This window comes from Castellaniella sp. MT123 (genome assembly GCF_039614765.1).
Taxonomy (GTDB): Bacteria; Pseudomonadota; Gammaproteobacteria; order Burkholderiales; family Burkholderiaceae_B; genus Castellaniella.
Map to the genome: position 1 here is coordinate 1,870,770 of NZ_CP154879.1, position 20,555 is coordinate 1,891,324.

Annotated in this window: 17 protein-coding genes, 1 pseudogene and 2 riboswitches; of the genes and pseudogenes, 8 read left to right on the plus strand and 10 right to left on the minus strand. The window is 64.9% G+C overall.

From position 1 onward, the window contains the following. Nucleotides 1–286: 286 nt before the first annotated feature. Both mutL and miaA read left to right on the plus strand, forming a co-directional pair. Nucleotides 287–2,116 (plus strand): DNA mismatch repair endonuclease MutL, encoded by a 1,830-nt coding sequence (gene mutL / locus ABCV34_RS08785; RefSeq protein WP_345795851.1) that lies wholly within the window; start codon nt 287–289, stop codon nt 2,114–2,116. Further along, nucleotides 2,117–3,049 (plus strand): tRNA (adenosine(37)-N6)-dimethylallyltransferase MiaA, encoded by a 933-nt coding sequence (gene miaA, locus ABCV34_RS08790; protein ID WP_345795852.1) that lies wholly within the window; start codon nt 2,117–2,119, stop codon nt 3,047–3,049. 61 nt (nt 3,050–3,110) lie between these two features. Here miaA and purM read toward each other — a convergent pair whose 3' ends face one another. Further along, on the minus strand, nt 3,111–4,160 hold the full coding sequence (purM, locus tag ABCV34_RS08795; protein ID WP_345795853.1) for a phosphoribosylformylglycinamidine cyclo-ligase: 1,050 nt from the start codon (nt 4,158–4,160) through the stop codon (nt 3,111–3,113). 169 nt (nt 4,161–4,329) lie between these two features. Here purM and hda point away from each other — a divergent pair, with 169 nt between their 5' ends. From hda to ABCV34_RS08825, 6 genes and pseudogenes are all read left to right on the plus strand, one after another. Continuing rightward, the gene (gene hda / locus ABCV34_RS08800) at nt 4,330–5,058 is read left to right on the plus strand and encodes a DnaA regulatory inactivator Hda (protein ID WP_345795854.1); all 729 of its coding nucleotides are present in this window, start codon (nt 4,330–4,332) and stop codon (nt 5,056–5,058) included. A 19-nt stretch (nt 5,059–5,077) separates the two neighbouring features. After that, nucleotides 5,078–5,782, plus strand: a complete 705-nt coding sequence (locus ABCV34_RS08805) for an HAD family hydrolase (protein WP_345795855.1) — start codon at nt 5,078–5,080, stop codon at nt 5,780–5,782. Nucleotides 5,783–5,792: 10 nt separating this feature from the next. After that, nucleotides 5,793–7,229, plus strand: a complete 1,437-nt coding sequence (gene pcnB, locus ABCV34_RS08810; protein WP_345795856.1) for a polynucleotide adenylyltransferase PcnB — start codon at nt 5,793–5,795, stop codon at nt 7,227–7,229. Nucleotides 7,230–7,273: 44 nt separating this feature from the next. Further along, nucleotides 7,274–7,768 (plus strand): annotated as a pseudogene (folK, locus tag ABCV34_RS08815) (2-amino-4-hydroxy-6-hydroxymethyldihydropteridine diphosphokinase); the annotation flags it as partial. A gap of 81 nt (nt 7,769–7,849) precedes the next feature. Beyond that, entirely contained in the window at nt 7,850–8,344 is a 495-nt protein-coding gene (locus ABCV34_RS08820; protein WP_345798744.1) for a dihydrofolate reductase, read from the plus strand. A gap of 114 nt (nt 8,345–8,458) precedes the next feature. Beyond that, entirely contained in the window at nt 8,459–9,784 is a 1,326-nt protein-coding gene (locus tag ABCV34_RS08825; RefSeq protein WP_345795857.1) for an aspartate aminotransferase family protein, read from the plus strand. Between the two features lie 11 nt (nt 9,785–9,795). On the opposite strand, the gene ABCV34_RS08830 is transcribed toward ABCV34_RS08825, so the two are convergent. The 9 genes from ABCV34_RS08830 to ABCV34_RS08870 form a co-directional block, all read right to left on the minus strand. Then, nucleotides 9,796–10,014, minus strand: coding sequence for a 4-oxalocrotonate tautomerase family protein (locus tag ABCV34_RS08830; RefSeq protein WP_345795858.1), 219 nt, complete (start codon nt 10,012–10,014; stop codon nt 9,796–9,798). A 106-nt stretch (nt 10,015–10,120) separates the two neighbouring features. Beyond that, the gene (gene gcvP, locus ABCV34_RS08835; protein ID WP_345795859.1) at nt 10,121–13,006 is read right to left on the minus strand and encodes an aminomethyl-transferring glycine dehydrogenase; all 2,886 of its coding nucleotides are present in this window, start codon (nt 13,004–13,006) and stop codon (nt 10,121–10,123) included. 20 nt (nt 13,007–13,026) lie between these two features. Continuing rightward, the gene (gene gcvH, locus ABCV34_RS08840; RefSeq protein WP_345795860.1) at nt 13,027–13,398 is read right to left on the minus strand and encodes a glycine cleavage system protein GcvH; all 372 of its coding nucleotides are present in this window, start codon (nt 13,396–13,398) and stop codon (nt 13,027–13,029) included. Between the two features lie 137 nt (nt 13,399–13,535). After that, nucleotides 13,536–14,618: a glycine cleavage system aminomethyltransferase GcvT gene (gene gcvT, locus ABCV34_RS08845; protein WP_345795861.1), complete on the minus strand. Its 1,083-nt coding sequence runs from the start codon at nt 14,616–14,618 to the stop codon at nt 13,536–13,538. 41 nt (nt 14,619–14,659) lie between these two features. Then, a riboswitch (glycine riboswitch) is annotated at nt 14,660–14,764 on the minus strand. A 12-nt stretch (nt 14,765–14,776) separates the two neighbouring features. Beyond that, a riboswitch (glycine riboswitch) is annotated at nt 14,777–14,872 on the minus strand. Between the two features lie 85 nt (nt 14,873–14,957). Further along, nucleotides 14,958–15,890 carry a hydroxymethylglutaryl-CoA lyase gene (locus ABCV34_RS08850; RefSeq protein ID WP_345795862.1) on the minus strand — a complete coding sequence of 311 codons (933 nt, stop codon included), beginning with the start codon at nt 15,888–15,890 and terminating at the stop codon, nt 14,958–14,960. 38 nt (nt 15,891–15,928) lie between these two features. Further along, nucleotides 15,929–17,119 (minus strand): CoA transferase, encoded by a 1,191-nt coding sequence (locus tag ABCV34_RS08855; protein ID WP_345795863.1) that lies wholly within the window; start codon nt 17,117–17,119, stop codon nt 15,929–15,931. Nucleotides 17,120–17,130: 11 nt separating this feature from the next. Then, a complete protein-coding gene (locus tag ABCV34_RS08860; protein ID WP_345795864.1) occupies nt 17,131–17,853 on the minus strand; it encodes an ABC transporter ATP-binding protein in 723 nt (240 codons plus the stop codon). A 9-nt stretch (nt 17,854–17,862) separates the two neighbouring features. Continuing rightward, on the minus strand, nt 17,863–19,632 hold the full coding sequence (locus tag ABCV34_RS08865; protein WP_345798745.1) for a branched-chain amino acid ABC transporter ATP-binding protein/permease: 1,770 nt from the start codon (nt 19,630–19,632) through the stop codon (nt 17,863–17,865). Further along, nucleotides 19,629–20,507: a branched-chain amino acid ABC transporter permease gene (locus ABCV34_RS08870; RefSeq protein ID WP_345798746.1), complete on the minus strand. Its 879-nt coding sequence runs from the start codon at nt 20,505–20,507 to the stop codon at nt 19,629–19,631. The genes ABCV34_RS08865 and ABCV34_RS08870 overlap by 4 nt, the downstream gene beginning before the upstream one ends. Nucleotides 20,508–20,555 lie beyond the last annotated feature (48 nt).

The following is a 20,555-nucleotide window of genomic DNA, read 5'->3' on the forward strand; positions in this document are numbered from 1 at the left end:
TCGCCTGATTACCCCAAATCCAAGATATAAAACCCCGACCGCCGCAGCCGACTGGTGCCGCTGGATGAACGCCTGCACGCCTATCGCACGCATCCGCGGCCCCGTCGCCCGCACCGGTATGGCGGGCCCTCACTATAATCGTTTTCTCGAGGCCTGAACGAAACGGCCGCTGCCCGCCGATTGCGTTTTCCCGACGATGCTGGCCGCCGTTTGCCGCCGCATGAATTCACCGCAGCATGGCACCTCGGCCCGTGCCTGACACTTCCACCACCGCATGACCGCTCCGATGACACGCCCCATCACCGCCCTGCCCGACACCCTGATCAGCCAGATCGCCGCTGGCGAGGTGATCGAACGCCCAGCCTCCGTCCTGAAAGAGCTGCTGGAAAATGCGCTGGATGCTGGTGCGCGGGCGATCGAGGTCCGGCTGGACGGGGGCGGCATCCGCCGCATCCTGGTGGCCGATGACGGCCACGGCATCGCGACCGGGCAACTGACCCTGGCGCTGCAGCGCCACGCAACCAGCAAGATCGCATCCCTGAGCGAGCTGGAATCCGTGGCGACCATGGGGTTTCGTGGCGAGGCGCTGGCATCGATCGCCTCGGTGGCCCAGTTGACACTGACTTCGCGCACGGCCGACGACACCCAGGCCTGGCAGATCAGCCCCGGCATGAACGAGCCGGCGCCGGCCGCCGGGCCGGCAGGCACGCGGGTGGACGTCCGGCAACTGTTCGATCATATCCCGGCCCGGCGGAAGTTCCTGCGATCGGAAGCCACAGAATACGGCCACTGCCTGGATGCCATCGAACGCATCGCCCTGGCGCATCCCGACGTGGCGCTGCGTGTCTTTCACAACGACAAGCCACAGCGCAACTGGCCGGTCACCGACATCCAGGGCCGCATCCGCGACGTGCTGGGGGCGGAATTCCAGGCTCAGAGTCTGCCGGTGTCCACCGACCAGGGACTGATCACCCTGGAAGGCTGCATCACGCGGCCCACCTTTGCCCGCAACCGCGCCGACCGGCAGTATCTGTATGTGAACGGCCGCTACGTACGCGACCGCACCGTCTCTCACGCGGTGCGCCAGGCCTATGCCGACGTGCTGCATGGCGACCGTCAGCCCGCCTTCGTCCTGTTCCTCAGTCTGGACCCCATCGGGGTGGACGTGAACGTGCATCCCGCCAAGCACGAGGTCCGGTTCCGGGACAGCGGCGCGGTCCATCGCTACGTGTCGCAATCGCTGGCACAGGCGCTGGCCCTGCGCGGCGGGTCGGCGGACGGCCTCGCCGAGCCACCAACCGACTCGGGCAATCGCCCCGGGACACCCAGCGATACCGGGGCGGCGTCACCCGGGTCAGCCAATGGCGGAGCGCACAGCCCGCCACCCGCGCGCCCCGCCCCGGCGGGCTACCCGGGACAGATACCCGTCCAGCAACGATTCCCGTTGCGGGATGCGGCCGGCACAACGGACTGGCGCAAGCTCTACCAGCCCTTGCCAGGACTCGCACCGGGCGAACGCCCAGCAGCGACCGACCTGCCCCTGGGTCTTGCCCTGGGCCAACTGCACGGCATCTATATCCTGGCGCAGAATGCCCAGGGCCTGGTGCTGGTGGACATGCACGCGGCCCACGAACGGGTCGTCTACGAAACGTTGAAGCAGGCACTGGACGAAGCCCCCCTGCCCGCCCAGGAATTGCTGGTGCCCGTCGTCTTCACGGCTTCGGAAACCCAGGTGGCCATCGCCCAGGAAAACCAGGACATGCTCGACGGCCTGGGGCTGCGCATCCGCGCGACGGGCCCGGCATCGCTGGCCGTCCGCGCGGTGCCTGCCCTGCTGGCCCAGGGCGACGTCGAATCCCTGGCGCGCGGCGTCCTGGCCGACGTCGATCGCTTCGGGCATTCCGCCCGGCTGACCGAACAGCGCAACGAGCTGCTGTCCACCATGGCCTGCCACGGCGCCGTGCGTGCCAACCGCCGGCTGACGCTGGACGAAATGAACGCGCTGCTGCGCCAGATGGAACGCACCGAGCGCGCCGATCAGTGCAATCACGGGCGCCCCACCTGGTTCCAGTGGAGCCTGGGCGATCTGGACAAGCTGTTCATGCGGGGGCAGTAGATGCCGCTCCTGATCTGTCTGGCCGGCCCGACGGCATCGGGGAAATCCGCCTCCTCGATGGCACTGGCCCGGCGCTGGCCCATCGAGATCATCGTCATGGATTCGGCCACCATCTACCGGGGCATGGACATCGGGACCGCCAAGCCCAGCGCGGCGGAACAGGCGCAGGTCCCGCATCACCTGCTGGACATCCGCGATCCGGCGCAATCGTATTCGGCGGCGGAATTCGCGCGCGACGCGGCCGGGCTGGCGCAGGATATCCGCCAGCGCGGGCGGATCCCGATCCTGTGCGGCGGCACGATGCTGTATTACAAGGCGCTGCGCGAAGGACTGAACGAACTGCCGTCAGCGGACCCCGCGATCCGCCAGGCCCTGGATCACGAAGCCCGGGAACGCGGCTGGCCGGCACTGCATGCCGAACTGGCCCGTGTCGACCCGGTCACGGCCGCCCGGCTGGCGCCCAACGACAGCCAGCGGCTGCAGCGCGCGCTGGAAATCTGGCGCGGCAGCGGGCGCGCCATGAGCGACTGGCTGGCGCAGCCGCCCCAACCCGTGCTGCCAGGCTGGGAATTCTTGACCATCAGTCTGGAGCCGTCCGATCGCGCGGTGCTGCACGCGCGCATCGCCCAGCGCTACCGGACGATGATCGAAGCCGGTCTGCTGGACGAGGTCCGCACCCTGCATGCCCGCGCCGACCTGCACCCGGGCCTGCCGTCGATCCGCTGCGTGGGCTACCGCCAGCTGTGGGACCATCTGGATGGCCGGATATCGTTGGATCAAGCCATCGAACAGGCCATCGCCGCCACCCGCCAGCTGGCCAAGCGCCAGATCACCTGGCTGCGGTCGCTGCCGCAGCGTCATGCGGTCGATTGCCTGTCGGGTGATGCCACCGCCAAAGTGACGGACCTGTGCGCCAGGCACCTGGATCGCTGAGGAACTCCAGACCTGGGGACAGCAATACGGCGAAGCGCCAACCGCCGGTATCCCGTATCGATCAATCGACGATCGTCTGCGGCCCGCCAGCGGTTTGATCCTGGATCCGGCCCAGCGTGTGAACGGTTTCGCCTTGGGCCCGCAACGTGGCCGCCACGGCATCCGCCTGGGCGGGATCGACCACCAGCACCATACCGATGCCGCAGTTGAAGACGCGCGCCATTTCGTGGTCGGACACGCCACCCTGCGTCTGCAGCCATTGGAAGAGCAGCGGCCACTGCCAGGCATCGCGATGCAGATGCGCGCACAGGCCGGATTTCAGGATGCGCGGCACATTTTCCAGCAGACCACCGCCGGTGATGTGCGCCAGACCCTTGATGGCGCGCCCATGCGCGGCCAGTGCGGCCAGCACGGATTTCACATAGATGCGGGTGGGTTCCATGACCACGTCGCCCAGCGGACGGCCGCCGAGGTCCTGATCCGGGCGCGCGCCGGCATGCTGCAGGATTTTTCGCACCAGGGAATAGCCGTTGGAGTGCGCGCCGCTGGAAGCCAGCCCGAGCACGGTATCCCCCACCCGGATGTCGGCCCCGTCGATGATCGCGGATTTTTCCACTGCGCCCACCGCGAAACCGGCCAGGTCGTATTCGCCATCGGGATACATGCCGGGCATTTCGGCGGTTTCGCCCCCGATCAGGGCGCAGCCGGCCAGTTCGCACCCGCGCGCGATGCCGCCCACCACACGGGCCGCGGTATCCACGGAGAGTTTGCCGCAGGCGAAATAATCCAGAAAATACAGGGGTTCGGCCCCCTGGACGAGGATGTCGTTGACGCTCATGGCGACCAGGTCGATCCCCACGGTGTCGTGCCGCTGCCATTCGAAGGCCAGACGCAATTTGGTTCCGACGCCGTCGGTGCCGGAAACCAGCACTGGTTCGCGCAGGTGCGGCGGAACCTGAAACAGAGCGCCGAACCCGCCGATCCCGGCCATGACGCCGGGCCGCATGGTACGGGCCGCCAGCGGTTTGATACGATCGACCAACGCGTCTCCGGCGTCGATATCGACGCCCGCATCGCGATAGGTCATGGAGGGGGTGGTGCCTTGTGTCATGAGAAAAGCCGCCGAATGTGCAAGAATTGCAGGTTTGGACAATATGCTCTCGATTTTACGATGAACTCCGGATGGACGACGATTCCCTCATCCGCCTGATGCCACGACCCGTTTTCCGTCCGGTTATCCTGACCGTCCGGATCCTGATTTCACCCAACGGGATGCGACCATGACGCAGCAACTGTTGCTGGATATCCTGCCTGGGGCGCTACCCACCCTGGAGACCTTCGTTGCGGGCGTCAACCACGCGGCCGTCGATGCGGTGCGCACGTTGACACCGGGTCACGCCCTGTATCTGTGGGGCGGCCAGGGGTCCGGACGCAGCCACCTGCTGCGCGCCCGCGCCCAGGACCCTGACGGGCACTACCTGGATGCGCGCACGCCGGCCCACTGGCTGCAGTCCCTGGCCACCGACGAGGATCGCGTGCTGACGCTGGTGGCGGTGGACGATGTGGGCGAACTCAGCGACGCGGCCCAGGCGGCGCTGTTCGCCCTGTTCAACCGCTGGCGCGCGGCGGCCAGTACACCGGATGCATTCGCCCTGCTGACGGCGGGCGACCGGGCACCGTTGACCATGCCGCTACGCGAGGACCTGCGCACCCGCCTGGGCTGGGATCTGGTCTATCGCATCGAACAGCTGTCCGACGACGACCGGGCGCAGGCGCTGCATGACCGGGCCCTGCAGCGCGGCCTGAAATTGCCCGACGACGTCCTGCACTGGATCCTGACCCACTATGACCGGGACATGGGACGCCTGACGACCCTGATCGATACATTGGACCAGTATTCCCTGGCACAGCATCGTCCCGTCACCCTGCCCTTGCTGAAGGCGCTGCTGACCCGCCAGCACCCGGACCCGGCATCCCACCATGCCGATGCCGGGCGCACCAGTCCCTGACCACTCCCGCGGAATTCCCATGCCATCCTTTTCCCACCTGGCCCTGTTCGACCTGGACCACACGCTACTGCCCTTCGACAGCGACTACCAATGGGCGGAATTCCTGGCCCGCACGGGCCGCGCCGGCGATCCCGATGTCGCCCGCCGGCGCAACGACGAACTGATGCGCCGTTACAACGAGGGCACCTTGTCCGCCGAGGAAGCCGCCGATTTCATGCTGGGGCTGCTTCGCCTGGGCGAACCCGACGAACTGATGCAATGGCATCGGGCCTACATGCGCGAGGTCATCGAACCCGGCCTGCTGCCGGCGGCCCAGGCCCTGGTCAGCGACCATCAGGCGCGCGGCGGGCTGTGCGCTATCGTCACTGCCACCAATGCGTTCGTCACGCGGCCCATTGCCCACGCGCTGGGCATCGAGCACCTGATCGCGACCATCCCGCAACGCGATCCCGACGGCCGCTACACGGGCCGCATCGACGGCACCCCCAGTTTCAAGGCCGGCAAGGTGCTGCGGGTCCGTCAGTGGTTGCAGACCGAGGGTCTTCTGCTGGAGGATTTCGCCGAGTCCTGGTTCTACAGCGACTCGGTCAACGACCTGCCGCTGCTGGAGGTCGTCACCCATCCCGTCGCCACCAACCCCAGCCCCGCCCTGCGCGAACTGGCCCAGAGCCGCGGCTGGCGCGTGCTGGAACTGTTCGAGGACATGCGGGATACAAAGTCTTAAAATACGCGCCATGCTCAAGCAGACCATCAAACATTTCGTCTCCCGCCTGTTTACCACGCCGCCCAGCGGCCCGGCGCGCTTGTCCAGCGACAAGCACGGCATCGACCGGCGGCTCGTGTCGCGCCACGCGATCAAGGTCTGCGAGGTCCTCAACCAGCAAGGTTTCGATGCCTACATCGTGGGCGGCGCGGTGCGCGACCTGATTGTCGGGCTGCAGCCCAAGGACTTCGACGTCGCCACCAACGCCACGCCCAACCAGATCCGGCCACTGTTTCGCCGCGCCCGGATCATCGGCCGACGCTTCCAGCTGGTCCATGTGGTGTTCGGGCAGGAAATCATCGAGACCTCGACATTCCGCGCGCCTGCCTCGGACAATCAGGAAACCGACGAACACGGCCGCATCCTGCGCGACAACGAATTCGGCACCCACGAGGAAGACGCCGCGCGCCGCGATTTCACGATCAACGCCTTGTACTACGATCCCCTGAAAGAAGAAGTCATCGACTTCCATCAGGGGGTGGCGGACCTGAAGAACCGCGTGATCCGCATGATCGGCGACCCCGAAACCCGCTACCGCGAAGATCCGGTGCGCATGCTGCGCGCGCTGCGTTTCCAGGCCAAACTGGGCGCGCGCATCGACCCCGCCACCGAAGCTCCGATCCTGCAACTGGCCTCGCTCGTCGAACACGTCCCGGCTTCCCGGCTGTTCGACGAAACACTCAAGCTGCTGACCTGCGGCCACGCCATGGACTGCGTGCGCGAACTGCGCCGCCTGGGCCTGATCAAGAGCCTGATTCCGCTCATCGACCGCATCTTCGAGGAAGACGGGGGCGAGGCGTTCGTCGAAATCGCCCTATCACGCACCGATGCGCGGGTCCGCTCGGGCAAACCCGTCAGCCCCAGCTTCCTGTTCGCGGCGCTGCTGTGGCGCCTGGTGCAAAAGCGCTGGAGCGCCCTGCTCGCCCAGGACGTGCCGCGCAACGAGGCACTGACCCGCGCCGCCGATTCGGTCATCGACGAACAGATGGACAAGCTTGCCATCCAGCGCCGTCACCAGGCCGACATGCGCGAGATCTGGCTCATGCAGGCCCGCTTCGAACGCGCCACCGTGCGATCCATCTGGCGCATGATGGAACAGCCCCGTTTCCGCGCCTCCGTCGATTTCCTGCAATTGCGCGCCGAGGCCCGCGAGATCGACAGCGTGCTGGCCCAATGGTGGATGGACCTGGCCGACAGTGGCGACGAACGCCGCAGCCAGATGATCGACACCTGGCAGGCCGGTCATGCCGGCGCCCGTCGCACGAGTGCCGGCGCCAGCCGCAAACGCCGGCGGCGACACAAGCCGGGCGGCGGGACGGAATCGGATTCGTCCGCGCGCAGCGGCGCAGGCGCCGATGAATCCGCAGGCGCAACGACCCACACGAAGAAGCCGGCGCGGCTGTCCTGACCCGCCGCGCCCAGCGGCCTCAGGACCGCGTTAAAGTCTTGCTCATGGCCTTGTCACCCCGCCATTCAGCCGCGCATTCGCCCGCAACCGCATCGCCCGCGACGCTGGCCTACATCGGGCTGGGCGCGAATCTGGGCGCGGCGGCCCAGACGCTGCGGGCTGCCGCCCAGGCCCTGGCCGGCACCGCCGGCATCGAGGATCTGCGCCTGTCGCCGCTCTACGACACATCGCCCGTCGGCTGCACAGGCCCCGATTACGTCAATGCCGTGGCTGAAATCCACACCCGCCTGGACGCCCCCGCTCTACTGGCGGTTTTGCAGGCCATCGAGCAGGCCCATGGACGCGAACGCCCCTATCGCAACGCGCCTCGCACGCTGGATCTGGACCTGCTCTGGTATGGCGGCCAGTCGCTCGACGCGCCTGGCCTGATCGTTCCCCACCCCCGCATGCACGAGCGGGCCTTCGTCCTGCGCCCGCTGATGGATCTGGCGCCCGATCTGGTACTGCCGCACGGGGAACTGGCCACGCTGCTGGCGGCCTGCACCGGGCAGACCATCCGGCCCTTGCCAGACCAGGATCCGCAAGAAGCGCCACAGACACCATCGCATCCAAGGAGCCCCATGCCATCCCTTCCCCACCTGCGCCTCGTCGTGGCCTATACGGACAACCGCGTCATCGGCCGCGATGGCGGCATGCCCTGGCATCTGCCCGGCGACCTTGCGCACTTCAAACGCAGCACGCTGGGCCACCCCATCCTGATGGGCCGCAAGACCTGGCTGTCCCTGGGCCGGCCGCTGCCGGGCCGGCGCAATCTGGTGCTGAGCCGGGATGCCGGATTCTCGGCGCCGGGCGCCGAACGCTTCGAGTCTCTGGAAGCCGCCATGGCGGCCTGCGCCGGGGCCGAGCATCTGTGCATCATCGGCGGCGAACAGATTTTCCGTCAGGCCTTGCCGCTGGCTGACGAACTGATCGCCACCGAGATCCACGCGACAATCGAGGGCGACACCTGGTTTCCCGAACCGCCGGCGGGACAATGGCAGGAAATCGAGCGTCTGCCACAGCCGGCGGACCATGGCCTGAACTACGATTTCGTCACCTACCGGCGCATCCGCTAAAACGCCAGGCCGGGCATCCCCGGCGTTGACAACCCACGTTCGGGTAAACGCACTTGCTGACGAGGCAACCCGGACCGAGAATGGACTTGAGTCCACTCCCTTTTCGAGGCTGCCATGCACGGATCATCGCCCACACTCGACCTGTCCAACCTGTGGATGCCCTTCACGGCCAACCGCCAGTTCAAGGCCCATCCGCGGCTGCTGGTCGGGGCCCAGGGCATGTACTACACCGCGGCCGACGGCCACCGGGTGCTGGACGGGACCGCGGGATTGTGGTGCGTGAACGCCGGCCATGCGCGACCCGAGATCATCGAGGCCATCACCCGCCAGGCGGGCAAGCTGGACTACGCCCCCAGCTTCCAGATCGGCCACGAGGATTCCTTCCGGGCCGCCTCCAGGGTCGCTGCCCTGATGCCTGACGGCCTGGACCGGATCTTCTTCACCAATTCGGGGTCCGAATCGGTCGACACGGCCCTGAAGATCGCGCTGGCCTACCACCGCGCCCGGGGCGAGGGGCAGCGCACGCGTCTGATCGGCCGCGAGCGCGGCTATCACGGAGTCGGATTCGGCGGCATCTCGGTGGGCGGCATTTCACCCAACCGCAAGACGTTTTCCGGCGTCCTGCTGCCGGGTGTGGACCATCTGCCCCATACCCACGCCCCCGAACATAATGCCTGGTCGCGCGGGCAGCCGGCCTGGGGCGCCCACCTGGCCGACGAACTGGAACGCATCATCACCCTTCACGATGCTTCGACCATCGCCGCCGTCATCGTCGAACCCATGGCGGGTTCCACCGGCGTGCTGATTCCCCCTGTCGGCTACCTGGAACGCCTGCGCGAAATCACCGCCCGCCACGGCATCCTGCTGATCTTCGACGAGGTCATCACCGCCTTCGGCCGCCTGGGAGCAGCCACCGCCAGCGGGCGCCTCGGCGTCACGCCCGATCTGATCACCATGGCCAAGGGCATCAGCAATGCGGCGATCCCGGCCGGCGCCGTGGCCGTGCAGCGCGGCATCCACGACACGATCCTCGAGGCCAGCACCGGCGGCATCGAATTCTTCCACGGTTACACGTACTCGGCCCACCCCATGGCCACCGCTGCCATGCTGGCCGCCCTGGACATCTACGAGCACGAGGGCCTGTTCCAACGCGCCGATTCATTATCGGGCTTGTTCGAAGATGCCGCCCACAGCCTGCGGGGCCGCCGCCACGTGATCGACGTGCGCAACCTGGGGCTGGTGGCGGGGGTGGAACTAGCCCCTCGCGAGGGCGCTCCCGGCGCCCGCGCCGCAGAGGTCTTCGCCCGCTGCTTCGATCGCGGCATCCTGGTGCGCTATACGGGCGATACGCTGGCGTTCTCGCCCCCGCTCATCATCGAGGAATCTCAGATCGCGGAACTGTTCGGGACGGTGGCTGACGTGCTGAGCGAGATCGACTGAGGAGGCCGGACTCAAGCCGTCCCTGTCTGCTTTGCGCGTGCCCGGATCGCTGTCACGGGTTCCCCCGCGATGCCCCAGTTGTCGGTCTCGACTTCTTCGATCACCACGAACGTCGTCTTGGGGTTCTTCCCCAGCACATCGACCAGCAATTGCGTGGCGCCCTCGATCAGGCGCGCCTTCTGTTTGGCGGTCGCGCCCTCGCGGGTGATCTTGATGTTTACGTAAGGCATGGATCGACTCCTGGGCGGCTTCATCGGAAGCCGGATATGAAAAGGCCCCACCCGATGGGAGGGGCCACGGACAGAGCCTATTCTAGGCCTGTTACACAACGGTTTGTCACACCACAGCCTGTTCCGCCGGTGCGTAAGCCTCGACCGGCGGGCAGGCGCAGTTGAGGTTGCGATCCCCCCAGGCGTTGTCCACCCGCGAGACCGGCGGCCAGTATTTACGAGCTGCCATGCCAGGCAGCGGATAGGCTGCCTGCTCGCGCGTATACGGATGCGCCCAGTCCTGCACCAGCAACACAGCGGCGGGGTGCGGGGCATTGACCAGCACGTTGTCATCCACCGGCTGTTCGCCACGTTCGACAGCGGCGATTTCTTGGCGGATGGCGATCATCGCCTCGATGAAGCGATCCAGTTCCTCGACGCCTTCCGATTCGGTGGGCTCGACCATCAGAGTGCCGGCCACCGGGAAGCTCATGGTGGGGGCATGGAAGCCATAGTCCATCAGGCGCTTGGCGATGTCCTCGGCACCGATGCCGCTGGCGTCCTTGATCGGACGGATGTCCAGGATGCATTCGTGCGCCACGCGGCCTTTGGGGCCTGCGGCGTACAGGATCGGGTAATGCGGCGCCAGGCGAGTCGCCAGATAATTGGCGTTCAGGATGGCCACCTGGCTGGCGCGACGCAGGCCGGCCGCCCCCATCATCATGATGTACATCGTGGAAATCGGCAGGATGCTGGCCGAACCGAAGGGCGCGGCGGACACCGGACCGGACTGGCCAGCCGGCAGGCGGCCGTCCTCGCCCACCACACCGGGCAGGTACGGCGCCAGGTGCTCGCGCACCGCAACCGGGCCGACACCCGGGCCACCGCCGCCGTGCGGGATGCAGAAGGTCTTGTGCAAGTTCAGGTGCGAGACGTCCGAACCGAAGCGGCCCGGGCGCGCCACGCCCACCATGGCGTTCATGTTGGCGCCGTCCAGGTAGACCTGGCCGCCCGCCTGGTGAATCAGGTCGCAGATCTCGGTCACCGTGGTCTCGAACACGCCATGCGTGGACGGATACGTGATCATCAGGGCCGCCAGGTGGTCGCCCACCTGGGTGATCTTCGCCTGCAGATCCGCCATATCGATATTGCCGTTGACGTCCGAGGCCACGACCACGACGTCCATGCCAGCCAGGTGGGCCGAGGCTGGATTGGTGCCGTGGGCCGAGGCCGGGATCAGGCAGACGTTGCGCTGGTGCTCGCCGTTGGCATGATGGTAACCGCGGATGGCCAGCAGGCCCGCATATTCGCCCTGAGCGCCGGCATTGGGCTGCAGGCTGACGCGGTCGTAACCGGTGATCTCGCACAGCGCGGCCGAAAGCCGTTCGATCATTTCCTGGTAGCCCTGAGCCTGGCCGGCCGGCGCGAAGGGATGCATGTGCGCGAATTCGGGCCAGGTGATGGGAATCATCTCGGCTGTCGCATTGAGCTTCATGGTGCAGGAGCCCAGCGGGATCATGGTGCGATCCAGGGCAAGGTCCTTGTCCGCCAAGGCTCGCAGATAGCGCAGCATGTCGGTTTCGGACTTGACCTTCGAGAAGGCCGGGTGCGCCAGGATGGGCCCCTGACGACGCAGGGCGGCCGGGATGACGTCGCCGGTTGCCGTGAAGTCGGGCGCCACACGCGCGGCGCCGGTGGCTGTGGCCAGGACCCCCAGCAGGGTTTCGATGTCGCTCTGACCAACCGTTTCGTCCAGGGACAGCGCCACGTGCGTATCGTCCACATGACGCAGATTCATGCCCCCCGCAACGGCGGCGTCCAGAACCGCCTGGGTTTTCACACCGGTATCGAGGCACAGGGTATCGAACCAGGTGTCATTGCAGACTTTGATGCCCATCGCACGCAGGGCGGCAGCCAGCTGCGTGGTGTGTGTGGTCACGCGCTGCGCGATGTACCGGATACCCTGGGGACCATGCCAGACCGCGTACATGGCGGCCATGACCGCCAACAGCACCTGGGCGGTGCAGATGTTGGATGTGGCCTTTTCGCGGCGGATATGCTGTTCGCGGGTCTGCAGCGCCAGACGCAGGGCGGGCTCGCCGCGCGCGTCCTGCGACACGCCGACCAGGCGGCCGGGCAGATTGCGTTTATAGGTGTCCTTGCAAGCCATGAAGCCGGCGTGCGGGCCGCCATATCCCATGGGCACGCCAAACCGCTGGGCAGAACCCACGGCGATGTCGGCGCCCCATTCGCCCGGCGGCGCCAGCAGGGCCAGCGCCAGCAGATCGGTGGTCACCGCCACCACGGCGCCGGCATCGTGCGCCTGCGCGGCCAGCGCGCGGTAGTCCGCCACGCCGCCCAGGCTGTGCGGATATTGCAGCAGCACGCCGAAGCATTCCGGCAAGCCCTTGGCCTCGTCGCCCAAGACGATCCGGATCTCCATCCCGGCAGCCCGCGTGCGCAGGACCTCGAGGGTCTGGGGATGGACGTGCGTGGACACGAAGAACTGATCGGACTTGGCCCGCGAGACGCGGCGCGCCAGAGTCATGGCCTCGGCGGCGGCGGTGGCTTCGTCCAGCAGGGACGAGTTGGCAATATCCAGGCCTGTCAGATCAGCGATCATGGTCTGGAAAATCAGCAGGGCTTCCAGGCGCCCCTGGGAGATTTCCGGCTGGTATGGGGTATAAGCCGTATACCAGGCCGGATTTTCCAGGATGTTGCGCAGAATGACGTGTGGCACGTAGGTGCCGTAATAGCCCTGGCCAATGTAGCTGCGCATGACCTGATTGCGCGATGCGACGGCCTTCAGGTCGGCCAGTGCCTCGACTTCGCCCAGCGGCCCGGGCAGATCCAAATAGGGCGCCTCGGACAGGATGTTTTCAGGGACGACTTCGCGGATCAGAGCGTCCAGACTAGGCACGTCGATGGCCGCCAGCATGCTCTGCTGGTCGGCGTCGGACGGCCCGATATGGCGGGCGATGAATTCGGAATGCGTGGCGGGATCGCGCAGCATGTGGGTGTTCTCCAATTCGTTCAGGCTTGCGCCTCGTAGGCGGCAGCGTCCATCAGGCCGTCGATGTCGGCGGCATTGTCCGGACGGATCTTGAAGATCCATTGGTCGTAGGCGCCTGCGTTGATCAGGCCGGGCTGGTCGTTGAGCGCTTCGTTGAAGGCGACAATCTCGCCGGCCACCGGCGCGTAGATGTCGGATGCGGCCTTGACGGACTCGACCACGGCGGCCGTGTCGCCGGCCGACACCTGCGCGCCGACCTGGACGTCGCCGACGAACACCAGATCGCCCAGCTGATCCTGCGCGTCGTCGGTGATGCCGACCAGGAAGCAGTCGCCGTCAGCCTTCACCCACTCGTGGGAAGCCGTGTATTTGCGGTCATTGGGAATGGACATGGTTAACCCCGTCTATCGTGATGGTTTGAAATGAGGAAATGTTGGAACGCCACAGTCTGGCGGAACCACGCGGGAATCACTATAAAGGATGATGCATGAATGACGCCCGGGAACGGCGGGCGTCATGATCCAATTCGTTACACCAGCGCCTTGCCGTTGCGCACGAACGGCGGGCGCACGATTTCCGCCGGCAGCCACTTGCCGCGGATCTCGACTTCGACGCGGTCGCCCGGCGCGGCGCCGGCCGGCACGCGGGCCAGGCCGATGGAAAAACCCAGCGTAGGGGCCATGGAGCCGCTGGTGAGTTCGCCCTCGCCCTGAGCTGTGCGCACCTTCATGTGGCCCCGCATGATGCCGCGATCCAGCAGCTTCAGACCGACCAATTCGCGAGCATGGGACGCCGATTGCAGCGCTGCGCGACCGATGAAGTCGCGCGCGTCGTCCTTCAGGGACACGGTCCAGGCCAGGCCGGATTCCAGCGGGTGGACGGTTTCGTCCATATCCTGGCCGTACAGATTCATGCCGGCTTCCAGGCGCAGCGTGTCGCGGGCACCCAGGCCACAAGGATGAGCGCCAGCGGCGGCCAATGCATCCCAGAAAGCCTTGACGGCCGTGGCCGGCAGGACGATCTCGAAACCGTCCTCGCCGGTATAGCCCGTGCGCGCCACCAGGGTGTTTTCATCGATCAGCGTACCGGTAAAGGGCTTCAGGTCCTGGGTCGCGGGTTTCCAGTCGGGATGCACGGACCAGACGGTTTCGCGGGCCTTCGGGCCCTGGACGGCCACCATGGCCAGGTCGCGCCGGGGAGTGACCGTGACGCCGAAAGGCTGGGCCTGCTGGCGCATCCAGTCCAGGTCCTTGTCGGCCGTACCGGCATTGACGATGACACGCCAGCGGTCCAGCGCGAAAAAGTAGACGATCAGATCATCGATCACGCCGCCCTCGGGGCGCAGCATGCAGGAATACAGGGCCTTGCCGGGGGTACCGACGATGCGGCCGACGTCGTTGGCCAGCAGATGGCGCAGGAAGTCCTGCGCGCGGGCCCCCAGGACGTCGACGTTGAGCATGTGGGAAACGTCGAACATGCCGACGGACTGCCGCACGGCATGGTGTTCCTCGAGTTGGGAACCATAGGCCAGGGGCATGTCCCAGCCACCGAAATCGACGATTTTCGCGCCGAGGGCGACATGGGTATCAAACAAAGGGGTCTGGGCGGGCATGGAGGGCTCCGGACAAGGAAACAGGGTGGCACGCGTGCCAGTAGCGCCCTTCTGTCCTTTTGCCTGAGAGTTGCCCCACGTAGCGAGGGTTCACCTTCGGCGCCCGCGTCCCCGATTGGGGGGCGGATCTCTCCAGAATGCTGCGATGCGCACGCGGCATCATGCGGATGGTACAGGGTGCCTGAGCGATTCTGGGCGAATTGCGCCTTCGGCGGCCGCCTGATCGTCAAGCGGCGCTCTCCCACCCGCATCGAGTGACAGCAAGGGCAAAATATACCCTGAAATTGGGGTGGACAACAATCGGCTGAGTGTGTCCGTCAAAACTCAGGGGCCAGGCCTTCATGAAAAGCTGGGTGCGGGATGCCGCTTCGAGCGCAACCCTGCTTTCTGGATCTGGCTAGGCGTTTCGTGACCCACCAGCCCCGGGAGCAAGGCGCCTGCGGAGAGGATGCCCTCCATGGAAATACCGGTGTCATAACCCATCAGGTCCAGCATATGCACCAGTTCCTCTGTGCATGCGTTTCCGCTGGCTCCAGGAGCGTACGGGCACCCGCCCAAGCCGCCCAAAGAGGCGTCGAACCGCTCGATCCCCGCATCCAGCGACGCCAGCGTATTGGCCAACGCCATGCCACGCGTGTTATGGAAATGCATCACCAGCTCGAGACCGTCGAACCGCTGCCGGGCACGCGCTGCGATCGAACCGACCTGCGAGGGGTACGCCATCCCGGTGGTATCACACAGGGTGAGGCTTGCAACCCCCTGCGTGGCGAACCGGTCCATCAGGTCAAACATGAATGTCTCGTCGATGTCGCCTTCCATCGGGCAGCCAAAAGCCGTGGAAAGCGATACGTTCACGCGTGTACGCGTGCCACGCAGCATCCGGATTATCTCGCTGAGCTGACTGAAAGACTGCTCGCGGGTCATGCGCATATTGGCGCGATTATGGGTCTCGCTGACAGACATGACCAGATTGACTTCATCCACATCACACGCCGCCGCGCGCTCAGCGCCACGCACGTTCGGGACCAGCACCGTGTAGATGACGGCTGGATTGCGCCGGATGCGACCCATGACCTCTTCCGCATCACGCAAGGCGGGGATAGCCCTGGGGGATGTGAAGGAGGTCGCCTCGATCTTGGCATAGCCGCAATCGGACAGGCGGTCGATCAAGGCGACCTTGTCGTCCGTTTCGATGAACCGGCTTTCGTTCTGAAACCCGTCACGCGGGGCCACTTCCTGTATGTACAGCCGCTTCCCATTACTGCTTTGCATCGTCAATTCCTTATTTGGCCGACCCTGATCCGTGTGTCTCAGATCAACCCTCGTGCACGCCAATCCGCCAGCATGGCGTCATCGAATCCCAGCGCCCCCAGCACCTCTTCGGTATGTTCGCCCAGGCGGGGCGCGGGGCTCCGGATCTCGCCCGGCGTAGCGCTGAGCTTGGGCACGATGCCCGGTACCTTGATGGGCGTGCCGTCGGCAAGGGCCGCATCCAGGATCATGCCCCGATCCAGGTAGTGGGGATCCTTGGCAATGTCACTGATGTCGTAGATTCTGCCCACCGGGATCTGGCTGGCATTGAGGCGGGCGATCACCTCGTCACGCGGCAATTTGGCGGTCCAGGCCGAAATGGCGCTATCGATCTGATCGACCTGCGCGACACGCCCGTCATTGCTCTCAAGTTCAGGGTCGCCGGCCAAATCCTCGCGTCCGATGGCCTGCATCAGACGCTTGAAAATGCTGTCCCCATTACCGGCGATCAGCACATATCGGCCATCCTGGCAGAGATATGCGTTGCTGGGTGCGATCCCCGGCAGGCTGCTGCCGGACGGCTGCCGGACCGCATCGAAGGCGGAATATTCCGGCAACAGGCTTTCCATCATATTGAAGACGGATTCGTACAGAGCCACATCAATCATCTGCCCCGTGCCACCCGGCAAATCCCGCGCACGCAATGCCAGCAACACGCCAATAACCCCGTGCAGGGCCGACAAGGAATCACCGATGGAAACCCCCACCCGGACTGGCGGGCGGCCTGCTTCCCCGCTCAAATGACGCAACCCCCCCATGGCCTCGCCGATCACGCCAAAACCCGGCAGATCGCGATACGGCCCCGTCTGTCCGTAGCCGGATACGCGCAGCATCACCAGGCGGGGATTGACGCCGGAAAGCTCTTCCCACCCCAGGCCCCAACGCTCCAGCGTGCCGGGCTTGAAGTTTTCGACGACGACATCCGCATCCTGCACGAGGCGGCGCACGACGTCCTGGGCTTCGGGCTGACGCAAATCGAGCGTGATGGACTTCTTGTTGCGCGACTGGACTTCCCACCAGACCGAGGTCCCCTGGTGCAACAAGCGCCACTTGCGCAGGGGGTCTCCCTTGACGGGCGGCTCGATCTTGATCACCTCGGCGCCGAACTCGGCCAGCATCTTGGCTGCAAATGGACCGGCAATCAGCTGGCCCATCTCGATGACACGGATTCCCTTCAATGGCTTGATCATCGTTGTCTCACTTACTGCTTCTGTTTGCCCAAATACGCTTCACGAACTTTGTCGCTGAGCAGCAGCTCCTGGCCGCTACCTTCCATGACGATGGATCCGACCTCGAGCACATAGGCCCGGTCGGAAATCGCCAGCGCCTGATTGGCCATCTGTTCGACCAGCAGGATCGTGATCCCCTCGTCGCGCAGAGACTTGATGATCTTGAACACATCAGCCACGATCAGCGGCGCCAGCCCGAGGGAAGGCTCATCCAGCATCAGCAGCTTGGGCCGACTCATCAGCGCCCGGCAGATGGCCAGCATCTGCTGCTCCCCACCCGACAAAGTGCCAGCCGCCTGATGACGGCGTTCACCCAGCCTGGGGAACATCTGGAAATACCGGTCAATCTCACGGGCGAGTTGCTGTGCGCTTTCCTTGCGCAGATAGGCGCCCAGCATCAGGTTGTCGTGCACAGTCTGATCGGGGAACACCTGGCGACCTTCAGGGACGTGCGCAATGCCCTTCCCGACGCGCCGATGCGCGCTCACCGGGCGCATGTCGGCGCCCTCGAAGTGGATCACGCCAGCCGCCGGCACGATTCCCGACAAAGCCCGCATCAATGTGCTCTTGCCGGCGCCATTGCCGCCGATCAGGGTGACGACTTCATGCGTATCCACATGCAGCGACACCCCCTTGAGCGCATGCACAGCGCCGTAATTGACGGAGAGATCCTTGATTTCCAGTAGATGGTTCATTCTCGACTCCTATGCCGGTGCGCCAAGATAGGCTTCGATCACCTTGGGATCGCGCTGGATCTGATCGGGCAGGCCAGCCGCGATCTTGGTACCGTAGTCCAATGCGACGATGTGATCCGAGATCGCCATCACCAGGTCCATATGGTGTTCGATCAGCAAGATAGTGAGGCCGCGCTCCTTGAGCTTGACGATCAGGTGGGTCAGTTCATCGGTCTCGCTGGGATTCAGGCCCGCCGCAGGTTCATCGAGCAGAAGCACCTCGGGCATGGCCGCCACCGCGCGGGCAATTTCCAGCCTGCGCTGCAAGCCATAGGGCAGACTGTTGGCCTCCTCGTGCGCGTACCGTTCCAATTCGCAGAATTTCAGGATCGAGTACGCCCGCGTCCGGATGGCGGCTTCTTCGCGCCGCCGGCTGGGCAAGTTCAAAAGGTTGGACAGGAACCCGGATTTCTGAACCCGGTACAGGCCGACCATCACATTTTCGATCGCGCTCAACCCATGAAATAGCTTGAGGTTCTGGAAGGTGCGCCCCAGACCCAGCGCCGCCACGCGATCAGCCGGCAAGGCCGTGATATCCCGGCCCAGGAACACAATGCGCCCCGCATCGACAGGCACCAAGCCCGACAAAAGGTTCAGCGTCGTGGTCTTGCCTGCGCCGTTGGGCCCGATCAAGGAAGTGATCGTCCCACGCTGCAGCACGAAAGACACCTTGTTGGTGGGCACGACGCCGCCATACGCCTTGTACAGGTCGGTGACCTCCAATAGGGGGCCAGCGGACGCAGACGCGCCGGCATGCGCTGAACGCGACCAGGCATCCGCATCGACATCGCCTGCGTCCTCCACGGAGACCAACCCTCGCCGCCGCTTGAATGCATCCACGACGCCGGCGATGCCATCCGGCATGAAATACAGGGCGAAAAGCAGAATCCCGCCGTAGACGAAGTGCTGCACCTCGGGCCAACGCGCCAAGAACGCATCGATCAGCGCCAGCACCACGGAGCCCATGAAGGCGCCAGCCGGCGTCCGACCGCCAAACAGCACCAGTACCAGCAGAAAGACCGAGAGATTGAAATTCACGAAATCGGAATTGATGTACTGGTTCTGCTGCGCAACCAGCGCTCCAGCCAGACCGCAGGTGACCGCGCTGATCACGAAAGCCAGTGTCTTGAAACGCAGGACGCTGATGCCGACGCTCTGAGCTGCGATTTCCGAAGTCCGGACGGCGGCAAACGCCCGACCGAAACGACTATTGAGCAAACTCGACGTCATGGCATACAACAACAAGCCCAACACGACAACGATGACTACCCACTGCCGGCTATCGAGCGGCATGCCGTCAATCATCGGCACACCAATCCCATAGAAGCCCTGCTGGCCTTTGAAAACATCCGTCCATTCGGCGACGATTTTTTCGATCAGCAAACCGAAGGCGATCGTCACCATGGCCAGGCTCGGACCCTGCACTTTCAAGGCGGGAATCGCCACAACGACCCCGAACGCAGCCGAGACCACCACGGCAGCCACGAGCGACAGCCAAGGATCGACCTGATATTCCACGGTCAAAAGAGCGACGGTGTAAGCCCCCACACCGAACAGACCGGCATGCCCCAACGATTTCTGGCCTGCCTGCCCCACCAGGATATTGAATCCGGTCGCGGCAATGTGATAGACGCCAATATTGAAAATTATCAGCAGATAAAAGTCATTCAGCCCGGAATATGCAAGGCCGATGACCAGCGCCGCAACGCAAAGCGGCAGCAAGATTTTTTTGATCTTCATACTTTTTCCACCTGCACTTTGCCCAAGAGCCCGGCGGGGCGAAAATACAGCACGACGATGATCACGGCGAAGACGGCGATCTCGCGCAGATTCGAATAGAAGAGCCCGATTGTCGATTCCATCAGACCAATCAGGAAGCCGCCGAAAATGCATCCACGCGGATTTTCCAGACCGCCCAGGATCGCCGCGGAAAACGCCTTGAGTGCGAGCAGCGTCCCCACGAAGACCGACGCCGTTGCGATGGGCGCGATCATGACCCCCGCAATTGCCGCCAAAGCGGAACTCAGCACGAACACACCGATGGCAACCGCATTGGCGTTGATTCCCATCAGGCTAGCTGTGGACTTGCTGAAGGCCACAGCACGGACGGCTTTGCCGAATTTCGTGGCATGCAGCGCCCAGTCGAATACCACCATGAGAACCAGCGTGACGCAGAAGACGAAAATTTCCTGCGGCCGCACGCCTGTGCCCAGGATGAAGATCACGTCGTCGCCCAATGGCGAACCCAGTGCAATGGGCGCCGGCCCCCAGATCATCAAAGCGATGTTCTGGACCAGGATGCCGAAGCCGATCGTGCTCATCACCCACGACAAGCCATGTTCACCCACGAAATGCTGGATCGCCGTGACGTACAGCAGATACCCCAGTACGGACAACACGACGATACTGACTGCCAGAGCAAACAAGAACGCACCCCAGCTCATGTCCGAGATCGCCGGCAGACCCGTCAAGCGGCCCTGGCTGTAAAGCAAGACTGCATTGACACCGATCAGGCCCGCAATAGCGAGAAACGCGCCCTGACCGAAATTGAAGGTTTTCGTGGTGGTATACGTGATGCTGAACCCAAAAGCGATCAAGGCATAAACGCTGCCCACGGCCAGACCACTGAAGATGGCTTGCAGGATTTCCATAATGTGCACTCA